The 22,280-nt window shown below is 65.7% G+C and carries 19 protein-coding genes; 13 read left to right on the forward strand and 6 right to left on the reverse strand.

Translation table 11 applies throughout. The features are described 5' to 3' along the window. Positions 1-88: 88 nt before the first annotated feature. The 4 genes from E3T31_RS09895 to E3T31_RS09910 are packed head-to-tail and all read right to left on the reverse strand — an operon-like array spanning position 89 to position 5,218. Positions 89-1,747, reverse strand: coding sequence for an ABC transporter ATP-binding protein (locus tag E3T31_RS09895; protein WP_134468590.1), 1,659 nt, complete (start codon positions 1,745-1,747; stop codon positions 89-91). Then, complete coding sequence (locus E3T31_RS09900) at positions 1,744-2,604, reverse strand: ABC transporter permease (RefSeq protein WP_134468591.1); 861 nt, start codon at positions 2,602-2,604, stop codon at positions 1,744-1,746. Before E3T31_RS09900 ends, E3T31_RS09895 begins: the two co-directional genes overlap by 4 nt. Continuing rightward, on the reverse strand, positions 2,601-3,569 hold the full coding sequence (locus E3T31_RS09905; protein WP_134468592.1) for an ABC transporter permease: 969 nt from the start codon (positions 3,567-3,569) through the stop codon (positions 2,601-2,603). Before E3T31_RS09905 ends, E3T31_RS09900 begins: the two co-directional genes overlap by 4 nt. Then, positions 3,554-5,218: an ABC transporter substrate-binding protein gene (locus E3T31_RS09910; RefSeq protein ID WP_134468593.1), complete on the reverse strand. Its 1,665-nt coding sequence runs from the start codon at positions 5,216-5,218 to the stop codon at positions 3,554-3,556. The genes E3T31_RS09905 and E3T31_RS09910 overlap by 16 nt, the downstream gene beginning before the upstream one ends. Before the next feature lie 333 nt (positions 5,219-5,551). Between E3T31_RS09910 and ileS the strand changes: the two genes are divergently transcribed. From ileS to ndk, 4 genes are all read left to right on the forward strand, one after another. Continuing rightward, on the forward strand, positions 5,552-8,989 hold the full coding sequence (gene ileS / locus E3T31_RS09915; protein ID WP_241977926.1) for an isoleucine--tRNA ligase: 3,438 nt from the start codon (positions 5,552-5,554) through the stop codon (positions 8,987-8,989). Positions 8,990-9,074: 85 nt separating this feature from the next. Beyond that, on the forward strand, positions 9,075-10,445 hold the full coding sequence (locus E3T31_RS09920) for a folylpolyglutamate synthase/dihydrofolate synthase family protein (RefSeq protein ID WP_134469218.1): 1,371 nt from the start codon (positions 9,075-9,077) through the stop codon (positions 10,443-10,445). Further along, entirely contained in the window at positions 10,442-10,819 is a 378-nt protein-coding gene (locus E3T31_RS09925; protein WP_166788462.1) for a DUF4233 domain-containing protein, read from the forward strand. Before E3T31_RS09920 ends, E3T31_RS09925 begins: the two co-directional genes overlap by 4 nt. Continuing rightward, positions 10,816-11,238, forward strand: a complete 423-nt coding sequence (gene ndk, locus E3T31_RS09930; protein WP_092450801.1) for a nucleoside-diphosphate kinase — start codon at positions 10,816-10,818, stop codon at positions 11,236-11,238. The genes E3T31_RS09925 and ndk overlap by 4 nt, the downstream gene beginning before the upstream one ends. A gap of 54 nt (positions 11,239-11,292) precedes the next feature. Here ndk and E3T31_RS09935 read toward each other — a convergent pair whose 3' ends face one another. Next, positions 11,293-11,892, reverse strand: a complete 600-nt coding sequence (locus E3T31_RS09935) for a vitamin K epoxide reductase family protein (protein ID WP_241977818.1) — start codon at positions 11,890-11,892, stop codon at positions 11,293-11,295. A 318-nt stretch (positions 11,893-12,210) separates the two neighbouring features. Here E3T31_RS09935 and E3T31_RS09940 point away from each other — a divergent pair, with 318 nt between their 5' ends. From E3T31_RS09940 to E3T31_RS09955, 4 genes are read left to right on the forward strand one after another with little or no spacing between them, the layout of a single operon-like run. Next, the gene (locus E3T31_RS09940) at positions 12,211-15,108 is read left to right on the forward strand and encodes an Rne/Rng family ribonuclease (RefSeq protein ID WP_134469220.1); all 2,898 of its coding nucleotides are present in this window, start codon (positions 12,211-12,213) and stop codon (positions 15,106-15,108) included. 14 nt (positions 15,109-15,122) lie between these two features. Further along, complete coding sequence (locus tag E3T31_RS09945) at positions 15,123-16,190, forward strand: permease (protein ID WP_092450794.1); 1,068 nt, start codon at positions 15,123-15,125, stop codon at positions 16,188-16,190. Further along, entirely contained in the window at positions 16,180-16,947 is a 768-nt protein-coding gene (locus E3T31_RS09950) for a TIGR03943 family protein (protein WP_134468597.1), read from the forward strand. The genes E3T31_RS09945 and E3T31_RS09950 overlap by 11 nt, the downstream gene beginning before the upstream one ends. Next, complete coding sequence (locus E3T31_RS09955) at positions 16,937-18,403, forward strand: hypothetical protein (RefSeq protein WP_134468598.1); 1,467 nt, start codon at positions 16,937-16,939, stop codon at positions 18,401-18,403. Before E3T31_RS09950 ends, E3T31_RS09955 begins: the two co-directional genes overlap by 11 nt. 23 nt (positions 18,404-18,426) lie before the next feature. Here the strand turns inward: E3T31_RS09955 and E3T31_RS09960 are convergent, their stop codons facing one another. Further along, positions 18,427-18,699, reverse strand: coding sequence for a DUF4031 domain-containing protein (locus E3T31_RS09960; protein ID WP_134468599.1), 273 nt, complete (start codon positions 18,697-18,699; stop codon positions 18,427-18,429). Between E3T31_RS09960 and E3T31_RS17790 the strand changes: the two genes are divergently transcribed. The 5 genes from E3T31_RS17790 to proB all read left to right on the forward strand — a co-directional run bounded on the left by E3T31_RS17790 (position 18,698) and on the right by proB (position 22,214). Then, positions 18,698-18,841 (forward strand): hypothetical protein, encoded by a 144-nt coding sequence (locus tag E3T31_RS17790; RefSeq protein WP_158251689.1) that lies wholly within the window; start codon positions 18,698-18,700, stop codon positions 18,839-18,841. The two genes, E3T31_RS09960 and E3T31_RS17790, sit on opposite strands and share 2 nt — an antisense overlap. Positions 18,842-18,949: 108 nt before the next feature. After that, complete coding sequence (rplU, locus tag E3T31_RS09965) at positions 18,950-19,258, forward strand: 50S ribosomal protein L21 (RefSeq protein ID WP_092450786.1); 309 nt, start codon at positions 18,950-18,952, stop codon at positions 19,256-19,258. Positions 19,259-19,276: 18 nt separating this feature from the next. Continuing rightward, positions 19,277-19,534: a 50S ribosomal protein L27 gene (gene rpmA, locus E3T31_RS09970; RefSeq protein WP_035836705.1), complete on the forward strand. Its 258-nt coding sequence runs from the start codon at positions 19,277-19,279 to the stop codon at positions 19,532-19,534. A 212-nt stretch (positions 19,535-19,746) separates the two neighbouring features. After that, a complete protein-coding gene (gene obgE, locus E3T31_RS09975) occupies positions 19,747-21,411 on the forward strand; it encodes a GTPase ObgE (protein ID WP_134468600.1) in 1,665 nt (554 codons plus the stop codon). Continuing rightward, on the forward strand, positions 21,408-22,214 hold the full coding sequence (gene proB, locus E3T31_RS09980; RefSeq protein ID WP_134468601.1) for a glutamate 5-kinase: 807 nt from the start codon (positions 21,408-21,410) through the stop codon (positions 22,212-22,214). The genes obgE and proB overlap by 4 nt, the downstream gene beginning before the upstream one ends. Positions 22,215-22,280: the final 66 nt, after the last annotated feature.

A 22,280-nucleotide genomic window follows, 5' to 3' on the forward strand; every position in this document is an offset into this window, starting at 1 on the left:
GGTGAGGTGCCTAAGTCTGCCCTTCTAATCTACCCGATCGGGTCTTTCTCCCCGAACGGGCAGAGCGGTAGAACGCGTCGGCAGGTGTTTACCCGAGTAGTCGGGGCACAGCTGAGAGCAATTGCATCGAATACGGATGCTGCGGCGCGGCGAATACGCGCGCCGCCGGACCATTCTCCACGATGCGCCCGCTGCGCATCACCGCGACCTCGTCGCTGATGTGCTGCACGACCCCGAGGTCGTGCGATATGAAGATCAGGCTGAGTCCGCGTTCCCGCTGCACGTCGTCGAGGAGATCGAGCACCTGCGCCTGAACGCTCACGTCGAGGGAGGACACGGGCTCGTCGCAAATGAGGATTTCGGGACGCCCGGCCAGCGCCCTGGCGATACCGACACGCTGGCGCTGTCCGCCGGAAAGTTCGAGCGGGCGCCGCGGCAGTACTGTTCCGGCCAGTTCGACCTCGTCCAGCAGAGTCGTGAGCCGGGCAAGACTCTGCGGGGACCGCCGCGAACCCCGTGAGTCGGTGAGCGCGGGACCGAGGGCATCCGCGAGAATCTCGGCGACGCTGCGGCGCGGATCGAACGAGCCGAGGGCATCCTGATAGATCGCCCCGATGCCGGGTCGTTGTCCCCGCCGGTCCTTCTCGGCGATCGAACTCCACGCCCGGCCAAACAGCTGTACTTCGCCCTGTTCCGGTTTCAGCAGTGCGAGCATCAGGCGAGCCGTCGTGGTTTTTCCGGAGCCGGATTCACCGACGATGCCGAGGGTGCTGCCCCGGTGCAGTGCGAACGAGACGTCGTCGACGGCGAGCTGCCGACTGCCGTCGGGACGCCGAAAACTCCTGGTCAGGCCGATGGCCTCGAGCACGATTTCGCCCTGCTCCGTGGCGGTCGGGGCCGGAGCCGGTGAGCGGGGAATAGTGTGGGCGGCGGGGGAATCCAGCGGGCTCAGCCGGGTTCCGCGCGGCTTGTCGGCCGGAACCGCGGCAACCATGCGGCGGGTCTGCTCGTGCTGTGGGGTCCCCAAAACCTGTTCGGTCGGGCCGGATTCAATGAGCCGGCCGTCGTGCATCACCGCAACCCGATCGGCGATGCGGCTCACCACCGCGAGGTCGTGGCTGATCAGGAGCAGGGCAGTGCCGCTCAGTTTGATCTGCTCGAGCAGCGCCAGAATCTGCGCCTGCACGGTCACGTCGAGCGCCGTTGTCGGTTCGTCGGCGATGAGCAGCGGCGGGCCCAGCGCGATCGCCGCCGCGATCAGGGCGCGTTGGCGTTCACCGCCGGAAAGCTGCCCGGACAGTTTGTGTACCTGTTGAGCCGGGTCGGGCAACCCGACGGCATCGAGCAGTTCGACCACCCGGCGGGCGCGAGCCGCGGCGCCGAGGGTCGTGTGCAGCCGCAGCGAGTCGGCGATCTCCCGGCCGATCGGCCGGAGTGGGTCGAGCGAGACCAGGGCATCCTGCAGCACCAGGCCGACGTCCTTGCCGCGCCGAGACTGCCAGGCCCGGTCGGTCAGCCCCAGCACGCTGCGCCCGCCAAGGTCGAGCCGGTCGGCCTGCACCCGGGCGTTGCCGCCGGCGAGTCCGAGCAGGCTGCGCGCGGTCACGCTCTTGCCCGAGCCGGATTCGCCGACGATGGCGAGGCACTCGCCCGGCGCTATCTCGAACGACACTCCGTTCACGACCGACTCGGTCGCGCCGAAGCCAACACGCAGGTTGTGCACGGTCAGCGCCGCGGTGGCGCTCATGCGTGCCGCATTCGGCGGTCGATGCTGCGGCCGAGCACGGTGGCGGTCACGGCGGTGAGCACGATGAACAGACCTGGAAAGAAACTCATCCACCAGGCCGAGGTGATGTAAGTACGTCCGGCCGAGAGCATCGCGCCCCACTCTGCGGTCGGCGGTTCGGCACCGAGGCCGAGATAGCTCAGTGTTGCGGCCCAGACGATCGCCTGGCCGACTCCGAGGGTGGCGAGCACGAACAGCGGCGCGAGCGTATTCGGCAGAATATGACGCACCAATATCTGCCAGCGGGTGCGGCCGAGCACGGTCGCAGCCTCGACGAAGGCGGCCCCGCGCACGGCGATGAGCTGCGCGCGAATAATGCGGGCGTAGCCCGGGGCGGTGGACAGCCCGACCGCTATGGTCGCCGTCGCCACGCCGGGGCCGAACACCAGGATGAACAGCAGGGCCAGCAGCAGACCCGGAAACGCGAACAATACCTCGAGAAACCGGTTCACGGTGAAATCGACGATGGGTCCGAGCATTCCGGCCAGGGTGCCGAGCACCACGCCGAGCCCCAGACCGATCGCGGTCGCGGCGATACCGATCACGAGCGAGTACTGGGTGCCGTGCACGACCCGGGTGTAGATGTCGCGGCCGGATTCGTCGGTGCCGAAACCGTGCGCGAAGGTCGGTGGAGAAAACGCCGCCAGCGGGTCGATGGCGAGTGGATCGCCAGGGGCTAGAAACTGCGGCACCACTGCCGCGATCAACAACAGGATGGCGAGCAACCCGGCCACGCCCTCGGCCACTCCCAGACGTCGTGGCCGAACAGACTGGTTGGACCGCACGGCGAGCTCGGCCTGCACCTCGAGATCGCTCACGAGAGTCGCAGTCGGGGATCGACCAGGCGACTGACGGCATCCGTCAGCAAAGTCATCAGGATATAGGCGACGGCGACGATCATGACGACGCCGATCACCACCGGAACGTCGCGCAGGGTGACCGCGTTCAGCAGGGTGCGGCCCAGTCCTGGGCGGGCGAAAATGGTCTCGACGACGACCGCGCCACTGATCAGTGAGCCGAAGGCCCAGCCGGAGAGGCTGATCGCCGGCAGGGAGGCATGACGCAGTGCGTGGATCCAGCGGACGCCGCGCTCACCCTCGCCACGCGCCCGCGCCGAGAGCACGAACGGGCTCTCCAGGGCGATCATGAGGGACTCACGCATGATCTGCCCGAGAAAACCGGCCAGCGGAATGGCCAGGGTGAGCACCGGTAAGACCAGTCCGGCCACCCCGCCAGTACTGATCGGGGGCAGTGCGCCGAGCCAGATGCTGAACACGACGATCAGTGAGGTCGCGAGCCAGAAATGCGGCAGCGCCGCCGCGACGATTTCGAGGCTCGACCCCAACCGGGCAGCGACCCGACCACCGCGGGTCGACCAGGTGGCCAGCGCCAGCGCAATCACCCAGGCCAGGCCGAGGGCGAGCACGGCGAGCAGCAGGGTGCCGCCGAGCTGGGCCAGAACGAGCGGACCGACCTCCATATTAAGGGCGTAGGAACGCCCGAGGTCACCGGTCGCGAGGCGGCCAAGCTGAACCAGGTACTGCGTGAAAACGGGCTGGTCGAAGCCGTACTCGGCGGTGACCGCAGCGAGTGCTTCGGGGGAGGCCTGCGACCCCGGGCCGCCGAGCACAGCTTGGGCCGGGTCGCCGGGAATCAACCGCACCGAAAAAAAAGTGACGGATGCCACGGCCCACAGCACGAAGACCGCCCCGGCCAGACGCACGCCGAGTCGGCCGAGCGCCCGCGGCCCGGAGCGATCGGTCGGCGCTACCGGTTCAGCCACGCGTCGTACAGCGTGGGAACGGCCACGGTCGGCAGCGTGCGCAGGCCAACGACGTCGCTGCGCAGCAGGTAGTGGTTCTGCTGGTCGTAGAGCGGCAGAATATAGAAGCCCGCCAGAATGCGGTCCTGCGCTTCGGCGTAGAGCGACGTGCGCTTTGTTTCATCCGCGGTTCGGGCCGCCGTCGTGAGCAGTTCGTCGATCTCGGGATCGTTGACCTGGGCGAGGTTGGCGAAGTACCCGCTCGGGGCCGGCACGATGCTATCGGAGTGATACAGGATGCGCAGCACGTCGGGGCCGACCTTGGTATACGGCGCGCTCACGGCGTCGTAGTCGTTGGTGGCGAGCGCGGCATACCAGCTGGAGAGATCCATCGGGGCGAGCTTCACTTCGAAACCGGTCTCCTTGGCCGTGGCCTGGATCTGTTCGAACACGCTCTGCTCGGCCGGAATGGACTGGTTGGTGCTCACCGGAAATTCCACCGAGAGTCGCACGCCGTCTTTGACCCGGTAGCCGTCGGCATCCGTTTCACGCCAGCCGGCCGCATCGAGCAGCTCCGCGGCGGCCGACGGGTCGTAGTCGAACAGCGCCGGGTCGGACACGCCCATGGCCTCAACGCTCGACAGTGCCGAGTACGAGCGAGTTGCGGTGCCCTGGAACAGGCTCGAGACCGCGTCGTCGACGTTGGCCGAGCGGATGAACGCCTCACGAACGCGCACATCGTTGAACGGTGCCTGACCCGAGTTCAGCTCGATCCGGTTGGAGGCGCCTGGGCGCGGCGAGTCGAGCTGCTCGATCGAGTCGCTCTGCTCGGCTTGCACGATGGTGTCGGGCTGAGCGTTGTCGATCACGTCGACCTCGCCGGACTGTAGCGCGGCGTAGCGGGAGGCCGAGTCGGGAATGAAGCGCCAGATCACCTTGTCGAGGTAGGCAGGACCGGTGTGGTCGGCATCCGCCGGCGGGGAGACATAGTCGTCGTTGCGAACGAGGGTGATCGCGTTCTGCTTGACCCAGCTGTCGACACGGAACGGGCCGGTGCCCACCGGGGTGGCACAGTTCTCGTCCTGACTGCGTTTGAGCGCCGTGGGGGATTCCATCGCGAGCCAGACCTGCGACAGCGACTCGAGCAGAGCGCTGTCGGGTTCGGTCAGGGTGAAACGCACCACGGTGGGGGAGACAACCTCAGTGCTGGCGACCTTGCCGAGGGCGAGGTAACCGGTCGAGGAGAGCGTTTCGGGATCCTGCAGGTGGGCGACATTCGCTTGCACTGCTGCGGCGTCGAAGACCGTGCCGTCGGTGAAGGTGACGTCATCGCGCAGAGTGAAGTCCCAGGTCAGGCCATCGGCGCTCGGCGTCCAGGTCTCGGCCAGCCACGGAATGATCTGGCCCGCGGAATCACGCGAAACCAGCGACTCCAGGTATTGCGCGCTGATCATTCCCTGCGGAAAATTGCCCCCGACGTGCGGGTCGAGGCAGCTCGGTTCGGCATCGCCGGAGGCATAGGTGAGGGTGCCGCCGCTTTGCGGCTCGCCGACGGGGTCGTTCGAGGTGGTCGGCGTGCAGCCGGCGACTAGCAGGCCGACGGTGACCAGGCCGACGAGCCCTCCGAATGACCGAGCGGTGCGGGTGGAAACGCGGTGGGGAGCAGACATTCACAAACTCTTTCATCCATTGCCGAGTTGGTCTCAACTGAACCGACCCATCGTGCGAATGGGCCGACCTATAACACTAACGCCGTCCCACTCCAGTACAATCGAAAGTGGATGACAGTGACCCGGCCATCACCGGGAAGTCTTCGGAAGAACGGATGCCCACCTTCGGGTGGACAGCTCAGTAGAACCGAACGAGTCGGGCCCGTTACAGCCTGTGAACAAGCGGTCGCCCGGCGGTTTTGGGCGGCAAGCGAGGTGGTACCGCGGCGATTTCTACAGAATCGTTCGTCCTCGTGGAGCAGGGCCCCAGCGACCCGTCCCGGTAGGAGAAGCATTTTGTACCCCAAGAGCCGCAACACGACCCCCCACGGCACGCCCGCCGAGGCCATCGTTCCGTCACCGAACTTTCCCGCGCTCGAGAGCGAGGTGCTGGAATTCTGGAAGAACGACGACACCTTCCAGGCCTCGATCGACGCACGCGCCGGCGCCGAAGAGTGGACCTTTTATGACGGCCCGCCGTTCGCCAACGGCCTGCCGCACTACGGGCACCTGCTCACTGGATACGCCAAAGACCTGTTCCCCCGGTTTCAGACCATGCGCGGCAAGCAGGTGCACCGCCGCTTCGGCTGGGACACCCACGGCCTGCCGGCTGAGCTCGAGGCGGAGCGCAAGCTCGGCATTACCGACAAGAGCCAGATCGAAGAGATGGGCCTCGCTGCCTTCAACGCCGTCGCCCGCGAGTCGGTGCTCGAATACACCAAGGACTGGGAAGAGTACGTCACCCGGCAGGCCCGCTGGGTCGACTTCGAGAATGACTATAAGACCCTCGACATCACCTTCATGGAATCGGTGATCTGGGCCTTCAAGCAGCTACACACCAAGGGCCTCGCCTACGAAGGCTACCGGGTGCTGCCCTATTGCTGGCGAGACCAGACCCCGCTCTCCAACCACGAGCTGCGCATGGACGACGACGTCTACAAGATGCGCCAGGACCAGACCGTCACGGTCACGTTCCCGCTGATCGGCACGAAGGCCGAAGCCCTCGGCCTGACCGCGGTGCGTGCCCTGGCCTGGACCACCACCCCATGGACCCTGCCGTCCAACATGGCCCTCGCCGTCGGCCCCGACATCGTTTACGCCGTCGTTCCGGCCGGCCCGAACGGCACGCCGGACGCCGAGGTGCTGCGGGAAAGCGCTGACTCCACGGCTGCCGCCCCGCTCGGTTTGGTAGAAGTACTCGGCGCCGAATACCTGATCGCCATCGACCTAGTCGGCAACTATGCCAAGGACCTGGGCTATGAGTCGGCGGCGGACGCCGTCGCATCCGTTTCGCGCACGGTTACCGGCACCGAGCTCGCCGGTGTCGGCTACGACCGCCTGTTCGACTACTACGCCGACACCGCAGTCTGGGGCACCGAGCAGGCCTGGCGCTTCGTCGTCGCCGACTACGTCACCACGAGCGACGGTACCGGCATCGTGCATCAGGCTCCCGCCTACGGCGAGGAGGACCAGAAGGTCTGCGAGGCCGCCGGAATCCCGGTCATCCTCTCCCTCGACGACGGCGGAAAGTTTCTCAGCGACATTTCCGAGGTGGCCGGCCAGCTCTGGAGCGACGCCAACAAGCCGCTCACCGCGCTGCTCAAGGCCAACGGCCGGCTGTTGCGCCAGGCCAGCTACGAGCACTCTTACCCGCACTGCTGGCGCTGCCGCAACCCGCTCATCTATAAGGCCGTGTCGAGCTGGTTCGTGCGCGTCACCGACTTTCGCCCGCGCATGGTCGAGCTCAACCAGGAGGTGAACTGGGTTCCGGAGAACGTCAAAGACGGCCAGTTCGGCAAGTGGATCGGCAACGCCCGCGACTGGTCGATCAGCCGCAACCGCTATTGGGGCTCCCCGATTCCGGTCTGGAAAAGCGACAACCCCGATTACCCCAGAACGGATGTCTACGGCTCGCTCGACGAGTTGGAAGCCGATTTCGGGGTGCGCCCGACCGACCTGCACCGCCCGTACATCGACGAACTCACCCGACCGAACCCCGACGACCCCACCGGCCAGTCCACCATGCGCCGCATCACGGACGTGCTCGACGTCTGGTTCGACTCGGGCTCCATGCCGTTCGCCCAGGTGCACTACCCCTTCGAGAACCGGGAATGGTTTGAAGCGCACAACCCGGCCGACTTCATCGTCGAGTACATCGGGCAGACCCGCGGCTGGTTCTACCTGCTGCACGTGCTCTCCACCGCCCTGTTCGACCGGCCGGCCTTCAAGAACGTGGTCAGCCACGGCATCGTGCTCGGCAACGACGGCCAGAAGATGAGCAAGTCGCTGCGCAACTACCCCGACGTCAACGAGGTCTTCGACCGCGACGGCGCCGACGCCATGCGCTGGTTCCTGATGAGCTCCCCGGTGCTGCGCGGGGGCAACCTCGTCGTCACCGAAGAGGGCATCCGTGAGGGTGCCCGCCAGGTCATGCTGCCGCTGTGGAGCACCTGGTACTTCTTCTCCCTCTACGCCAACGCGTCTGCGTCCACTGACACCGACGGTGCCGCCGGCTACGACGCCACCTGGCGTACCGACTCGACCGACGTGCTCGACCGCTACCTGCTCGCCAAGACCCGCGACCTCATCGTCGGCGTCACGAGCGACCTCGAAGCCCTCGACAGCACGGTTGCCGCCGCGCGCCTGCGGGACTTCGCCGACGTGCTCACCAATTGGTACGTACGCCGGTCCCGCGACCGGTTCTGGGGCGGCGCCGCTGCCGGTGCCACCTCGCACGAAGCCTTCGACACCCTTTACACCGTGCTGGAAACCGTCTGCCGGGTCACGGCTCCGCTGCTGCCGCTCGTCACCGAGCGCATTTGGCAGGGTCTGACCGGCGGCCGCAGCGTGCACCTCGAAGACTGGCCCGATGCCGCCCTGTTCCCGGCCGACGAAGAACTCGTCACCGCGATGGACCAGGTGCGCCTGATCAGCAGCACCGTGCTGTCGCTGCGCAAACAGGCCGGTCTGCGCGTGCGTCTGCCGCTGACCAACCTCACCGTCGTCACCGGCAACACGTCCGCTCTCGCTGTGTTCGTCGGCATCCTGCGCGACGAACTCAACGTGAAAACGGTCACCCTGATCGAGCTCGAAGATGACAGCGCGGTCGCCTACGGCGTCACCAGCAAACTCGTCGTCAACGCCCGCGCCGCCGGTCCCCGCCTCGGCAAGCAGGTGCAGCAGGTGATCAAGGCTGCTCGCGCCGGCGACTGGAGTGAGACCGACGGCATCGTGACGGCCGGCGGCATCGCCCTCGAGCCGAGCGAATTCGAACTGACCCTCGAAGCGAACAACGAGGCGGGTGACGGCAGCACCGCGCTGGCGTTATTGCCCGGCGGCGGGTTCGCCCTGCTCGCCACCAGCACCACGCCCGAACTCGAGGCCGAGGGCTTTGCCCGCGACCTCATTCGCGCCGTGCAAGACACCCGCAAATCGGCCGGTTTTCAGGTGAGCGACCGTATCCGTCTCGATCTGCTGTTTCAGAATGAAGCGGATGCCGACTCCTTCGACCTTGCCCTCGGGGTGAACGTCGCGGACGAAACCCTCGCCACGACGTTCAGCACCCATCGCCCTTCGCAGGGCGAATTCTCCGCCGATCTGCCGTCCGAGTGGCTCGAAGCGCGCGTCGGCGCGCCGGTCGAACACTACGTGCGCTTTGAAGCCGACCACTATGTCAATTTGGGCGCCGTCATTGTTGCCGTCGCACGCGTGAATGGAGCCATCCTTGTCTGACACCAACGCCCCTGCTGAGGGCACGCCCGACGACGACACTGCCGGCTGGAAGAACATCACCGGTCGCGGTGACGAGGAGGAGCCGATGAACCAGCCGGCTCCGCTCGATACTTTTCGTGAAGCCGGCGACGCCGTCTTCGCCGCCCTGCTGCAGCGGGTGGGCGAGGCCCAGCCGCAGCCGCGTCTCGCACCGACGCGTCGGGCGCTGGAATTCCTCGGCGACCCGCAGACGTCGTATCCGATCATTCACATCGCCGGCACTAACGGCAAGACCAGCACGAGTCGTATGGTCGAGAGCATCGTGCGCGCCTACGGTCTGCGCACCGGCCTGCTGACCAGTCCGCACCTGGTTCGGCTGAACGAGCGCATCGTCATCGATGGCGAACCGATCAGCGACCAGATCCTCGCCGCGAACTGGACCGACATCCAGCCCTACCTGCAGCTGGTCGACGGCGAGCTTGAAGCCGCCGGCGAAGCGCCGCTGACCTTCTTCGAGGCGCTCACCGTGCTGGCCTTCGCCTGCTTCGCTGACGCGCCGGTGGATGTCGCCGTGATCGAGGTCGGCATGGGCGGCGAGTGGGATTCCACCAACGTCGCCGACGGCCAGGTTGCCGTCTTCACCCCGATCGCCCTCGATCACACGCTGCGCCTGGGCAATACCGTCGCCGAGATTGCCCGCACCAAGAGCGGAATCATCAAGCCGGCGGCATCCGTGGTCTCGGCGGCGCAGAGCGCTGAGGTGCAGGCCGAACTTGATCGCGCAGCGCAACTGACCGAGTCAACGCTGGCCCTCGAGAATGAGGGCTTCGAACTGCTCTCGAGCACCGTCGCTGTCGGTGGGCAGGTCATCTCGGTGCGCGGCCTGGCCGGCACCTACAGCGAACTGTTCCTGCCTCTCTACGGCACCCACCAGGCGCAGAATGCCACCGTAGCCATTGCCGCCGTCGAATCGTTTCTCGGCGCCGGCAGTCAGGCCCTCGCCAGCGATCTCCTCGCCGAGGGCCTCGCGACGGCGACGTCTCCCGGCCGCTTGCAGCTTGTCGGTATCGAACCGACCGTGCTCGTGGACGCCGCGCACAACCCGCACGGTGCCACAGCCCTCGCCGCAGCCCTCGAGGCGTACTTCGACTTCGACGAAATCGCCGTGGTCGTGGGAATTCTGGCCGAGAAAGACGCGCAGGGAATCATCGCTGCGCTCGCGCCGCAGGTCGACCGCTTCTACGTGACCGAGCCGCACTCGGAGCGGGCCGTGCGCATGGACGACCTCGCCGACAATATTGCCGAGTGGACCAGCGACCAGATCACCTTCCGCTTCGATGACCTGGCCGGTGCCCTGGAGAGCGCCCGTGAATGGGCCGCCGAGGCCCCCAAGCGTGCTGTGCTCGTCACCGGGTCGATCGTGCTCGTCGGCGACGCGATCACCCTCGCCGCCGCCGGTGAGTGGATGGAGAAGTGAGCGGTCCGCGCTCAGCGAAACGGTCGCTCGCGACGATTCTGCTCGGTTTCGAGACCATCGTCGTCTTTCTGGGCGCCGTCGTCACCCTGGGGCTGGTGTCCGTGGCGACCGAGCCCGGCCCGGTCGCACCGCTCGGCGTGATCATCGGCGGCGTGCTGCTCTGTGCGGCCATGGTCGCCCTGATCCCACTTCTCCGCTACGCCTGGTCGTACCCGATCGGCTGGGCGCTGCAGGCGATCATTATCGCCACCGGGTTCGTCACCCCGGCCATGTTTTTTGTCGGCGCACTGTTTGCCGCCATGTGGACCTACTGCATGGTCACCGGCTCCCGAATAGATCACACGCACCCCGATCAACACAAGGAGATTGAATGAACACCCCGATTGAAGAAACCCTCGTTTTGGTCAAGCCCGACGGCGTGGCCCGCAACCTGACCGGCGAAATTCTGCGCCGCATCGAGGCCAAGGGATACTCCCTGGTCGACGTGAAGCTCGTCGAACCCGACCGCTCACTGCTCGCCGCGCACTACGCCGAGCACGCGGGCAAGCCCTTCTACGAGCCCCTCGTCGAATTCATGGAGAGCGGCCCCATCGTCGCGTTCCGCGTTGCCGGCAATCGGGTCATCGAAGGCTTTCGCGCCCTAGCCGGAACCACAGACCCCACGACCGCCGCTCCGGGCACCATCCGTGGTGACCTCGGCCGCGACTGGGGTTCCAAGGTGCAGCAGAACCTCGTGCACGGCTCCGATTCGCCCGAATCCGCCGCGCGTGAACTCGCGCTCTGGTTCGACTAAGCACCATCTAAAAGGCCCCCGTCTCTAGGAGACGGGGGCCTTTTCTGGTTATCGTTACAGGCGGTTCAGCACGTCCATATTGACCTGGGCCACGATGAAGAACACGATGTAGCAGACGATCGTGATGACGAACATCCACGAATAAGCCCCAGCAGCCGCGCGGCGAACGGATGCCCCACCCGGCAGATTGCCGACCTTGAAGTTGTACAGCGTCACGGCTAAAAAGACCGGAATGGTCACCGCCCAGGTGGCCATGCACCACGGGCAGAGCACGTCGAGCACGAAGATGCTCTGTCCGATCAGCCAGATCACAAATACGATCGCACCGAGCACACCGACGTTGAAGCCGACCCAGAACCAGCGCGCAAACCGGGCGCCGGCCAGAATAGCCATGCCGATCGTGATCACGACGCTCCAGGCGGCGAGCCCGATCAGCGGGTTCGGAAAACCGAAAACGGCTCCCTGTGGCGAGGACAGATTCGTGGCGCAGCCAATCAACACACTGAAGCTGCAGCTGAGCTGCGCATTGGGATCCTCCAGCAGGTGGATCTTGTCCAGCGTGAGGGCGAATGCGGCGGTAAACGCGATGATTCCCGCGATGATCAGGAAAAAGGCCAGCCCGGTTGGACGGTGATAACGCTCTGTCTGCGGCACTCTTGTGATTATGCCACCCGCACGGCGTGGCTTAGTGCGATTGCATGCGATAATCGTTGGTAGTCGTTGAGCCGCGCTCAAGCAGACGCCACAGTGCTTAACGAGTACAGAGCTTAATGGGCAATAGTCGCCCAGTAGAAGGGTCCCACGACCCGCAGTATTGGCAGCCAGAGCACAGGTCCCCGAAGTTACACCGGGGGTCAAAGCCGGGTGCAGCAGTAAAAGATTCGCGGGGATTTCACGCAGGTGGAGACCTCGCACGAGAGAGTAACCGGTGGATGGCGCGGTCATTCACAGCGGTCAAGGAGCGCACCAGTGATGGTGGAAGACAACGAAAACAAAAAACGCAAGAGCCTGTTCGGCACTCGCAAGTCAACCCGGAAGACGCCGGTCACTGTACCGACCGTTGCGCCAGCAGTCGAAGCGCCCGCCATCGAAGCGCCCGCCATCGAAGCGCCCGCAATGCCGCCGGAGCCTCCGATAAACAAGGTGACCATCGCCGAGTACAACAACGTCACCGGAGCGCAGCAGATGACCGACTCCACGCCAGACAGCGCCAAGACGACGGACGACCAGAAGGACGGCCAGGCCCAGGCCCCGCTTCGCCCGTCGTTCTCCCTGTTGTTTCAGGCGCCGGAGATTCTGCCGTTGCCGGCGCGCACCGGCATCCGCTCGTCGCAGCAGCAATCGCAGCAGGGACTGCACGAGCTGGATGACGACGAGGAAGAAGAGTCCACGACGGTTCGTCGTCGGGCCCGTCGTCGCACCGGCGACGAGAACCGTTCGGGTACCGATGACCCCGCCAACACCGTGGTCAAGGTGCGCGCCCCGCGCGAACCCGAACTCATCACCGAACCCCAGCGCATCAAGGGCTCGACCCGGCTCGAAGCGAAGAAGCAGCGTCGTCGCGACGGCCGCGATGCCGGACGTCGTCGCCCGGTGATCACGGAGGCCGAGTTCCTCGCCCGTCGTGAGTCCGTCGACCGCCTCATGGTCGTGCGCGCCAAGCACAACAAGATCCAGATTGGCGTGCTCGAGGACGGCGTGCTGGTCGAGCACTACGTCGCTAAGAACCAGGACGCCTCGCTCATCGGCAACGTCTACCTCGGCCGGGTGCAGAACGTGCTCCCCAGCATGGAAGCCGCCTTCGTCGACATCGGACGCGGCCGCAACGCCGTGCTCTACTCCGGTGAAGTCGACTGGGACGCCGCCGCCGAGAACTCCGGCACCAGCAACCAAGCCCGCCGCATCGAGCTCGCGCTCAAGCCCGGCGACAAGGTGCTCGTGCAGGTCACCAAGGACCCGATCGGCCACAAGGGTGCCCGCCTCACCAGCCAGGTTTCGCTACCCGGCCGCTACCTGGTCTACGTGCCCAACGGGTCGATGAACGGCATCAGCCGTAAGCTTCCCGACACCGAGCGGGCCCGCCTGAAGAAGATCCTCAAGGAGGTTCTGCCCGACAACGTCGGCGTCATCGTGCGCACCGCCGCCGAGGGCGCCACCGACGAGCAGCTCACCGTCGACGTCAACCGGCTGCGCCTGCAGTGGGCGAACATCGCCGAGCAGGTCGAGTCGGCGCAGGCGCCCGCCGAGCTGCACAGCGAGCCCGACCTGCTGGTCAAGATCGTGCGTGACGTCTTCAACGAAGATTTCCAGCGGATGATCGTGGCCGGCCCCGACGTGCGCTCGACGATTGAGAACTACCTCAGTCAGGTCGCCCCCGACCTGCTCGAGCGCGTGGAAACCCACGAGGGCGAGGTCGACGCCTTCGACGAGTACCGCATCTCGGAGCAGATCGAAAAGGCCCTCGACCGCAAGGTCTGGCTGCCATCCGGTGGATCCCTCGTGATCGACCGCACCGAAGCCATGACCGTCGTTGACGTCAACACCGGCAAGTTCGTCGGCAGCGGCGGCAACCTCGAAGAGACCGTCACCAAGAACAACCTCGAAGCGGCCGAAGAGATTGTGCGCCAGCTGCGCCTGCGCGACATCGGCGGCATCATCGTCGTCGACTTCATCGACATGGTGCTCGAAAGCAACCGCGACCTCGTGTCGCGTCGCCTGATCGAATGCCTCAGCCGGGATCGCACCAAGCACCAGGTGGCCGAGGTCACCTCGCTCGGACTCGTGCAGATGACCCGCAAGAAGCTGGGCCTCGGGCTGCTCGAATCGTTCAGCGAGAACTGTGAGGCCTGCGCTGGCCGCGGCATCATCGTGCACCACGACCCGGTCATCAAGCACCGCCAGACGGCGCAGCCGCCGCAGGAACGACGCCCGCGCGCCAAGAGCGGAAGCAACGGGGGCACGAGCAACGGTGACAGCGCGCACAACTCCGGCCAGCGTGACGGCTCCAACCGCGACCAGCACGCGGGCTCCAACTCGTCGTCCGACGCTCCCAAGAGCGGGCCGGGCACGCACGGCATAACCGAAGACGCCAAGCATGCCCTCGCATTGATCGCCGCCCGCACCATCACCCGCACCGGTTCCATCGCCATCGTGACCGCACCGGATGCTGCGGCACCTGCGGTCTCGCAGGCTGGAACCGAGCAGGCCGGTATTGAGCAGGCCGGAGTCCAACCGGACGCAGCGGATCAGCCGACAGCCGAGCCAGTCAGCACGGAACCGGCCGACCCGACGACGGGCACCGAGCGTTCGCGTGGTCGCCAGTCGCGCTCGCGCGGCCAGGGTGGGCGCGGCCAGCAGTCGCGATCCGAACAGGCCCGCGCCCGCCAGGCGGAGCAGGCCAGCACCGCTCAGGCCAGCACTGCACCGGCGAACACCGTGCCGACCGAGCCAGCGGCATCCGCTGCCCCGACCGCTGAGACAGCACCCGCGGCAACAGTCGAGCCGGCAGTCGAGTCGGTCGCCACGGAAGCAGCACCCCGCACCCGCGGCGGTCGCAGCAACCTGGCAGCCGGTGCGCCGGCCGTGCAGACACCCGCGCCCGAGCAGTCGGAATCCGTCGAAATTCTCGACATCCCGGTCAAGAAATCCGCCCGCAATACGCGGCGCCCCAGCAAGCAGGTCACCGACCAGCTGTTGGACTCCGTGCTCGATTCCCTGCCAGAACCAAAACTGCCCGGTCAGGGACGCGCGCGCAGCCGTCGCGTCACGACTGCTGGTGGTGCCGCCGGCCAGGCCATTCTGACCGCGACCGGAACGGTTCCGGTCGCGTCCGCCGCCTCTGCCACCAGCCAGCCGCCGCACGGCGAGTAGGCGCGAACAGCGAGTTGGGCGACGACGTAATCGGCGGGCGGCTTCCGCTCCTGCGGCGATGGCCTCTCGGCCTCACCGCGGGGGTGTTGGTGGTGCTCGCCGTTTTCGTCGTGCGGGCCCTGTCGCCGGCCTTCGTCGACGAGCAGCTCACCGACTGGCAGCTGCCCGACCGGGTACAGGACACCCTCACCCTCGCCATCAGCGTCATCATCGAGTCGGTGCCCTTCGTTTTTCTGGGCATTCTGCTGTCCGCGGTCGTGCAGGTTTGGCTGCCGCACGGCGTGCTGGCCCGGCACCTGCCGCGCAATCCGATTTTGCGGCGGGCATCCATTTCTCTCCTCGGCATGTTCTTTCCGGTCTGCGAGTGCGGCAACGTTCCGCTCGCGCGCGGATTTATGGTGGGAGGCTTCACTGTCTCCGAATCGATCACGTTTCTGCTCGCCGCGCCCATTTTGAATCCGATCACCATCATCACCACGCACCAGGCCTTCGGCTGGGACGGCCACATCCTGGTCGCTCGGCTGCTCGGCGGGTTTCTGATCGCTAACGTCGTCGGCTGGCTGTTCAGCAAGCACCCAGACCCCCAAAGCCTGCTGACGACGAGGTTCGCTGCCGCCTGCGCGGTCGGTTCGACCAGCGGCCACGGCGGTGCGGGCCACGATCATGAGCACGGCCGTGAGAGCCGGTTCAGCCGCACCACCGAGATCTTCATTCGCGAGACTTCGGTCATCATGCCGGCCCTGTTCATCGGATCGGCCGTGGCCGCCCTCACCCAGGTGTTCGTGCCGCGCTCGGTGCTGTTGGCCCTCGGCAGCAACCCGGTCTGGTCCGTGCTGGCCATGATGGCCCTGGCCTTCATCGTGGCGGTCTGTTCCAACGTCGATGCCTTCTTCGTCCTGTCCTTTGGTAGCACTTTTCTTCCCGGCGGTATCGTGGCCTTCCTCGTGTTCGGCGCCCTGATCGACGTCAAGATGCTAGCCCTTATGCGCACGACTTTCACGAGTCGCACGCTCCTGCACATCACAGTGGTGGTGGGGCTGATGAGCGCGGCGCTCGGATTGCTGGTGAACTATGTTGCGTAGGAACGGTTCGGCGCTCCGCTACTGGGCTGAGCGCTGGCAGGGTGTTTTGCTCAGCCTCGTCGTCGTCGTGGCGACCCTGTGGCTCGGCCTGAGCGGTCAGCTCGGGCTGTATATCCACCCGCGCTACTTCGTCTTCACGATCGCCATGGCGGTCGTCGGGCTCGTGCTGGTGAGCGCCGGTTTCACGCGCCGCCGCCACTTCGCGGTGGAACGTACCGGCCGGGTGGAAACGACCCTGACCGGTGTGGGGGTCGTGCTGCTGCTCGTCATGGGTGTCGCCATTGTCGTGGTGCCGCCGACCACACTGACGAGCGCGACCGCTACCCAGCGCGAGGTGAACTCCGGCGGACTCGGCACCGACGAGGATGCCGAGCAGGCGGCTGCACTCATCGGAACGGGTGATTTCGAGAAGCTGAGCGTACGGGAATGGGTCTCCCTGCTCGCGCAATCCTCCGACCCAGCCTTTTACTCCGATAAGACCGCGCAGGTCACCGGGTTTGTGACCCCCGATGCCGGCGACCCGGAGAACGTGTTCTACGTCGCCCGGTTCGTCGTGACCTGCTGCGCCGTCGACGCCCAGCCGATCGGCGTCCCGGTCTATCTGCCCGGCTGGCAGGCCGAGTACGAGGTCGATGACTGGGTGCAGGTCACCGGTCGGTTCGACGTGAGCGCGAGCGCAGCGGCGAGCGACCCGCTCGCGATTACCCCGGTCGAAATTCTTCCCGTCGATCAGCCGAATGATCCCTATGTCTATTGAGCAGGCTACGCAGCAGCCAGCACTGCGTCCGTTTCGTCGCGCACTCTGGCTGCTCGTTGGCGGTCTGGTCGTGGCCTGTTTCGCCCTTGTCGCCGTGAACCTGATTAGTGGTCCCCGGCTCACCTCCGTCGACGTCGACACGACCGCTGTGGTTTCCGCCGCGAACCAGCGCCTGGTCATAGCGACCAATCGTCAGCTCGTCGAGGTCACGCGGGACCAGGTGGATATCGCGCCCGCCACGGACTTCCAGGTGACGACGAGCGGTAACTCCGTCGTGATCTCCTTTCCCCAGCCGCTCGCCTACAACACTGACTACGCCGTCTCCGTGCAGGGTGTCACCGGGGCAGCCGTTGACCGCCAGTCGTCCTTCAGTACGGAGTTCAGCACCTCCGAACCGTCGTTGTACTACCTCAGCCGGGCCGCCCCTTCGGTCGGTGCCGACGCGCGGGCCCTCGACCGGATCCTTCGCACCACGGTCGGTTCGACTGAAACAAGCGTTGCCTTTGCCGCCGCGAACATTCAGGAGTTCGTGCCGATGGGCACGGAGCTGGCCGTCGTTACGGTCAACGACGACCTGGCCAACGCGCTCTACCGGGTCGATGCCGACGGCAGCGCCGAGGTGCTCAACCTGCCCGGAGTTGGCCTCGTGCACGACTTGCAGGCCGCTCCCGGCCAGTCCCTGGTCGGCTTTCGATTCACCAGCGCAGCGGATGCCGCGGGCCCCCGCTACGACAATGTGCTGTTCATCCTCGACCTGCGCACCAACGCGTCTACTCCGGTAGCCGATCTGAACGGCGACCCACTCAGCGTCACTACCTGGGGATTCATGGCGAATCGCGCCGATATCGTCGCGCAGCAATACGACTCGACCATGCTGCTGATCAACCCGATCGACCAGTCCGGCGGTAACCCGCTCGAGAATGAACCAGAGCTCGACCCGCCGGTACCGCTCGGCCAATTTGCCAACCTCACCGCCTTTGCCCCCGACGGGGTGCGCATCGCCGTCTCCGACCGCGGTGGCCAATACGTGCTCGATCTCTCGCAGGGCACTGAGTCGGCGATTGTGCCGCAGAGCGTGGAAGGCACCACGCGGTACACGGCCGAGCTCAAGTTTCTGGCCGGGGGAGACGGGGATACGGAGACCGACGGGTACGTGCAGCGGGTGGCCGAGTTCGATCCGGCGACCGGTGCCGTGCGGCAGTACCTGTCCCTCGTTGCGGGGGGCGAGGCGCGCACGGTCTACGCGCCGGCATCCGCTTTGGAAACCATCGTCGGCTTCGAGATCTCACCCAACGACCAGTACCTGGCGGTGCAGGTGGTGCCCAATCGAGACAGCGAACTCTCCGACGGCTACCCGGAGAATGCCCAGGCGACGGATGCGACGACCCTGTTTGTGAACGTGGCGACCGGTGAGCTGCGCCGCAGCGTGCTCGGTTTCGACGCCACCTGGCAGTAGTTGCCGGGTGGCGGACGCCGCGGCTACAGCCCGCGGCGCTCCCGAGCGGTCACCCGCAGGCCACTGGCGCGCAACCGCACGATCATCTCGCGAAAGGTGACCGGGAGAGCGCCGGCGGCCACCAGCTCGTGGTAGTTGGCTTCCGGCACGTCGTAGTGATCCAGGTCGAATCCGCGCCGCGGAAGGCCGGCGGCAGCGGCGAAAGCGTGTAATTCGTCAAGATTCAAGTCGCTCACGAGGTGTGCCCACACCGTTCCGTGCGCCGGCCAGCTAGGCTGGTCGATAAGTATTGCCATGATCGAAGTCTACGAGCCGCACCGTGTTTCAGATGTGGTTCAGACACGCCGCGCCGTTGGTTTGACCGCGGGTAGCGAATCAGGTAAAGTCAACCCTTGGTGTGCGTTAGGCAAAATCAACGCAAATGCCAAGGTTTTCTGAGTGTGCTGGGCCAACCGGTTCGTACGCTGCAGTCAATTACAGCAGTCAATTCACACTAGTGAGTTTTCAGATTCGGAGCCTTGGGCTCCCCAGAGATTGGTACGTAAAGTGGTTTACGCAGTTGTGCGCGCCGGAGGGCGGCAGGAGAAGGTAGAGGTCGGTACCATCGTGACGATGGACCGAATCAAGGCTGACAAGGACGGCAACGTCGAGCTGGCCGCCGTGCTTCTCGTCGACGGCGACAAGATCACCTCTGACGGGGCGTCGCTGGCCAAGATCAAGGTCACCGCCGAGGTTTTGAACAACCTTCGCGGTCCGAAGATCGTCATCCAGAAGTTCAAGAACAAGACCGGGTACAAGAAGCGTCAGGGGCACCGTCAGGAGCTCACTCGCGTTCAGGTTACCGGCATCGCCTAGGCCTGAGGAGATAGACAGATGGCACATAAAAAAGGTGCGAGTTCCACTCGCAACGGTCGTGACTCGAACGCTCAGCGCCTCGGCGTGAAGCGCTTCGGTGGTCAGGTTGTCGGAGCGGGCGAGATCATCGTTCGTCAGCGCGGCACGCACTTCCACCCCGGCGTCAACGTCGGCCGTGGCGGCGACGACACGCTCTTCGCCCTGGAAGCCGGCTCCGTGCAGTTCGGTGCCAAGGGTGGCCGCAAGGTCATCAACATCGTGGTGGCAGCCGAGTAGGTTTTCACAGTACGGTGCTTTTCAGCACATCGTCAGGGCGGGCTTCGGTCCGCCCTGACGTGTTTCATCGCGGTGTTGATCAAACACAGTACCGATTTACCGCAGTACCGATTTACCGCAGCACCGATTTACCGCAGCACCGATTTACCGCACAACGTTTCATAGCACCTTCGTTTTGAAGCATTTCTTGCGCCACCTGAAAGGGGCACTCCATGGCCACATTCGTTGACCACGTGACGCTGCATTTACGAGCGGGCAATGGAGGAAACGGATGCGTTTCGGTCAAGCGCGAGAAGTTCAAACCCCTCGCCGGCCCCGACGGCGGCAACGGCGGCGGCGGCGGAGACCTCGTGCTCGTGGCCGATCCGAGCACGACCACCCTGCTCGGCTACCACCGCTCACCGCACCGCAGCTCCGACAATGGCGGCCCCGGCATGGGTGACCACCGCAACGGGCACAACGGCGACCTGCGTGAGCTCATGGTGCCCATCGGTACCGTCGTCAAGGACATCGAGGGCAACGAGCTGCTCGATATGAATGAACCCGGGCTGCGCCTCGTCGTCGCGCCCGGCGGCCAGGGCGGGCTCGGTAACGCTGCCCTCGCTTCGACCAAGCGCAAGGCCCCCGGCTTCGCCCTGCTCGGCACGCTCGGCTGGGAAGGCGACGTTTACCTCGAGCTCAAGACGGTAGCGGATGTCGCGCTCGTAGGGTATCCCTCCGCCGGCAAATCCAGCCTCATCGCCGCCATGAGCGCGGCTCGGCCCAAGATCGCCGACTACCCGTTCACCACGCTGCACCCCAACCTTGGCGTCGTCGAATCCGGCGAGTCCCGCTACACCATCGCCGACGTACCCGGACTGATCGAGGGCGCAAGCGAGGGCAAGGGCCTCGGCCTGGAGTTCCTGCGCCACGTCGAGCGCTGTACCGCCCTGCTGCACGTGCTCGACTGCGCCACCCTCGAGCCCGGCCGCGACCCGATCAGCGACCTCGACGTCATCCTCGGCGAACTGGACGCCTACCCGGTGCCCGAGGGCCAGAAGCCGCTGCTGCAGCGCTCCCAGCTCATCGCGCTGAACAAGATCGACGTACCGGAAGGCCGCGAACTTGCCGCCTTCGTCAAGGCCGACCTCGAAACCCGCGGCTACCGCGTCTTCGAGATCTCCACCGTCACCCACGAGGGTCTCAAGCAGCTCAACTATGCCCTCGCCGAGGTCGTCGAACAGGGCCGCGTCGAGGCAGCTGCAGCCGAAGCGAAGAAGCCGCGCATCATCATCCGTCCGAAGGCCGTCGACGAGGGTGGCTTCGTCATCAAGGTCGAGGGTGGCACCTTCGGCAACATCTACCGCATCCTCGGCACCAAGCCGGAACGCTGGATCCAGCAGACCGACTTCACCAACGACGAGGCCGTCGGCTTCCTCGCCGATCGACTCGCCAAACTCGGTATCGAGAACGAACTGTACAAGTCGGGTGCCATCGCCGGCTCGACCGTCATCATCGGCCCGGGCCATGGTGTCGTCTTCGACTGGGAGCCCACGCTCACCTCGACCGCCGAACTCATCACGGCTCCCCGCGGAACCGACGCCCGCCTTGACGAGCCCAAACGTCGTACCAGCAACGAACGCCGCGAGGAGTACTTCGGCAGGATGGATGCCAAGTCCTCGGCCCGCGCCGAACTCATTCGTGAGCGCGAAGCCGGCATGTGGCAGACCGGTGAAGAGGAATACAACGAGGACGTGCGCCTCGCCGACGTCACGGTGGCTGCGGACGGCAGCGTCGCCCCGGCCGACACTGAGGTCGAGGTCGAGGTCGAGGTCGAGGCTGACGACGAAACAAACGCCGACAGCGAGAACGCCACAACGGAAGAAGTACAGAAGTGAGTGGCTTAGCCAGAGAAAATGTAGCGAGCGCGAAACGGGTCGTCGTGAAGGTCGGCTCGTCGTCGATCAGCGGCGACAACTCCGACCAGATCACCCCACTGGTCGACGCTCTGGCCGAGTCTTACGGTCGCGGCACCGAGGTCGTGCTCATCTCCTCCGGCGCGGTTGCCACCGGCATGCCATTCCTGAACCTGGAAGAACGTCCGAGTGACGTCGCCACCCAGCAGGCGGCTGCCGCCGTCGGTCAGAACGTGCTCATCTTTCGATACCAGGAAAGCCTGGACCGGTACGGCATCGCCGCCGGCACGGTGCTGCTGACCGAGGGCGACGCCCTCAAGGAGCCGCACCGCAGCAATACCCGGCGCGCGCTCGAGCGTCTGCTCGACCTGCGCATCCTGCCCGTCGTCAACGAGAACGACACCGTCGCCGTGTACGGCCTGCGCTTTGGAAGCAACGACCGTCTGGCCGCACTCGTTGCCACGCTCATCCAGGCGGACCTGCTCATCATGCTCAGCGACGTTGACGCGCTCTACACCAAGCCGCCGCACCTGCCCGGCGCCGAGAAGCTCGATTTCATCGCAGCGGATGACCCGCTCGATGGTTTCGAGTTCAGCTCGAGTGGAGCGACCGGGGTCGGTACCGGGGGAGCGAGCACGAAGGTCGTCGCCGCCCGCCTCGCGACCAAGGCCGGAACCGCCGTTCTGGTCACCTCGACCGAACTGGCCGCTGCAGCCCTGCGCGGCGAGCACGTCGGCACCTGGTTCGAGCCGACGGCCAGCGAAGAGCGTCGCGCCCTACTCTGAGCCGGATCGGGAGCCCGACCCGGCTGCGCTAAACTGCCTCTGGTCGCTTCCGTTGCGTCCGTAATT

This window comes from Cryobacterium sp. TMS1-13-1 (assembly GCF_004403125.1).
Lineage (GTDB): Bacteria > Actinomycetota > Actinomycetes > Actinomycetales > Microbacteriaceae > Cryobacterium > Cryobacterium levicorallinum.

Bases quoted from the DNA above. Each gene is read 5' to 3' on its own strand.
- E3T31_RS09920 (WP_134469218.1), top strand. From the start codon at position 9,075: ATGAACCAGCCGGCTCCGCTCGATACTTTTCGTGAAGCCGGCGACGCC.
- E3T31_RS09955 (WP_134468598.1), top strand. From the start codon at position 16,937: ATGTCTATTGAGCAGGCTACGCAGCAGCCAGCACTGCGTCCGTTTCGT.
- obgE (WP_134468600.1), top strand. From the start codon at position 19,747: ATGGCCACATTCGTTGACCACGTGACGCTGCATTTACGAGCGGGCAAT.
- E3T31_RS17790 (WP_158251689.1), top strand. From the start codon at position 18,698: ATGATCGAAGTCTACGAGCCGCACCGTGTTTCAGATGTGGTTCAGACA.
- E3T31_RS09960 (WP_134468599.1), bottom strand. From the start codon at position 18,699: ATGGCAATACTTATCGACCAGCCTAGCTGGCCGGCGCACGGAACGGTG.
- E3T31_RS09895 (WP_134468590.1), bottom strand. From the start codon at position 1,747: ATGAGCGCCACCGCGGCGCTGACCGTGCACAACCTGCGTGTTGGCTTC.
- ndk (WP_092450801.1), top strand. From the start codon at position 10,816: ATGAACACCCCGATTGAAGAAACCCTCGTTTTGGTCAAGCCCGACGGC.
- E3T31_RS09950 (WP_134468597.1), top strand. From the start codon at position 16,180: ATGTTGCGTAGGAACGGTTCGGCGCTCCGCTACTGGGCTGAGCGCTGG.
- E3T31_RS09910 (WP_134468593.1), bottom strand. From the start codon at position 5,218: ATGTCTGCTCCCCACCGCGTTTCCACCCGCACCGCTCGGTCATTCGGA.
- rpmA (WP_035836705.1), top strand. From the start codon at position 19,277: ATGGCACATAAAAAAGGTGCGAGTTCCACTCGCAACGGTCGTGACTCG.
- E3T31_RS09940 (WP_134469220.1), top strand. From the start codon at position 12,211: ATGGTGGAAGACAACGAAAACAAAAAACGCAAGAGCCTGTTCGGCACT.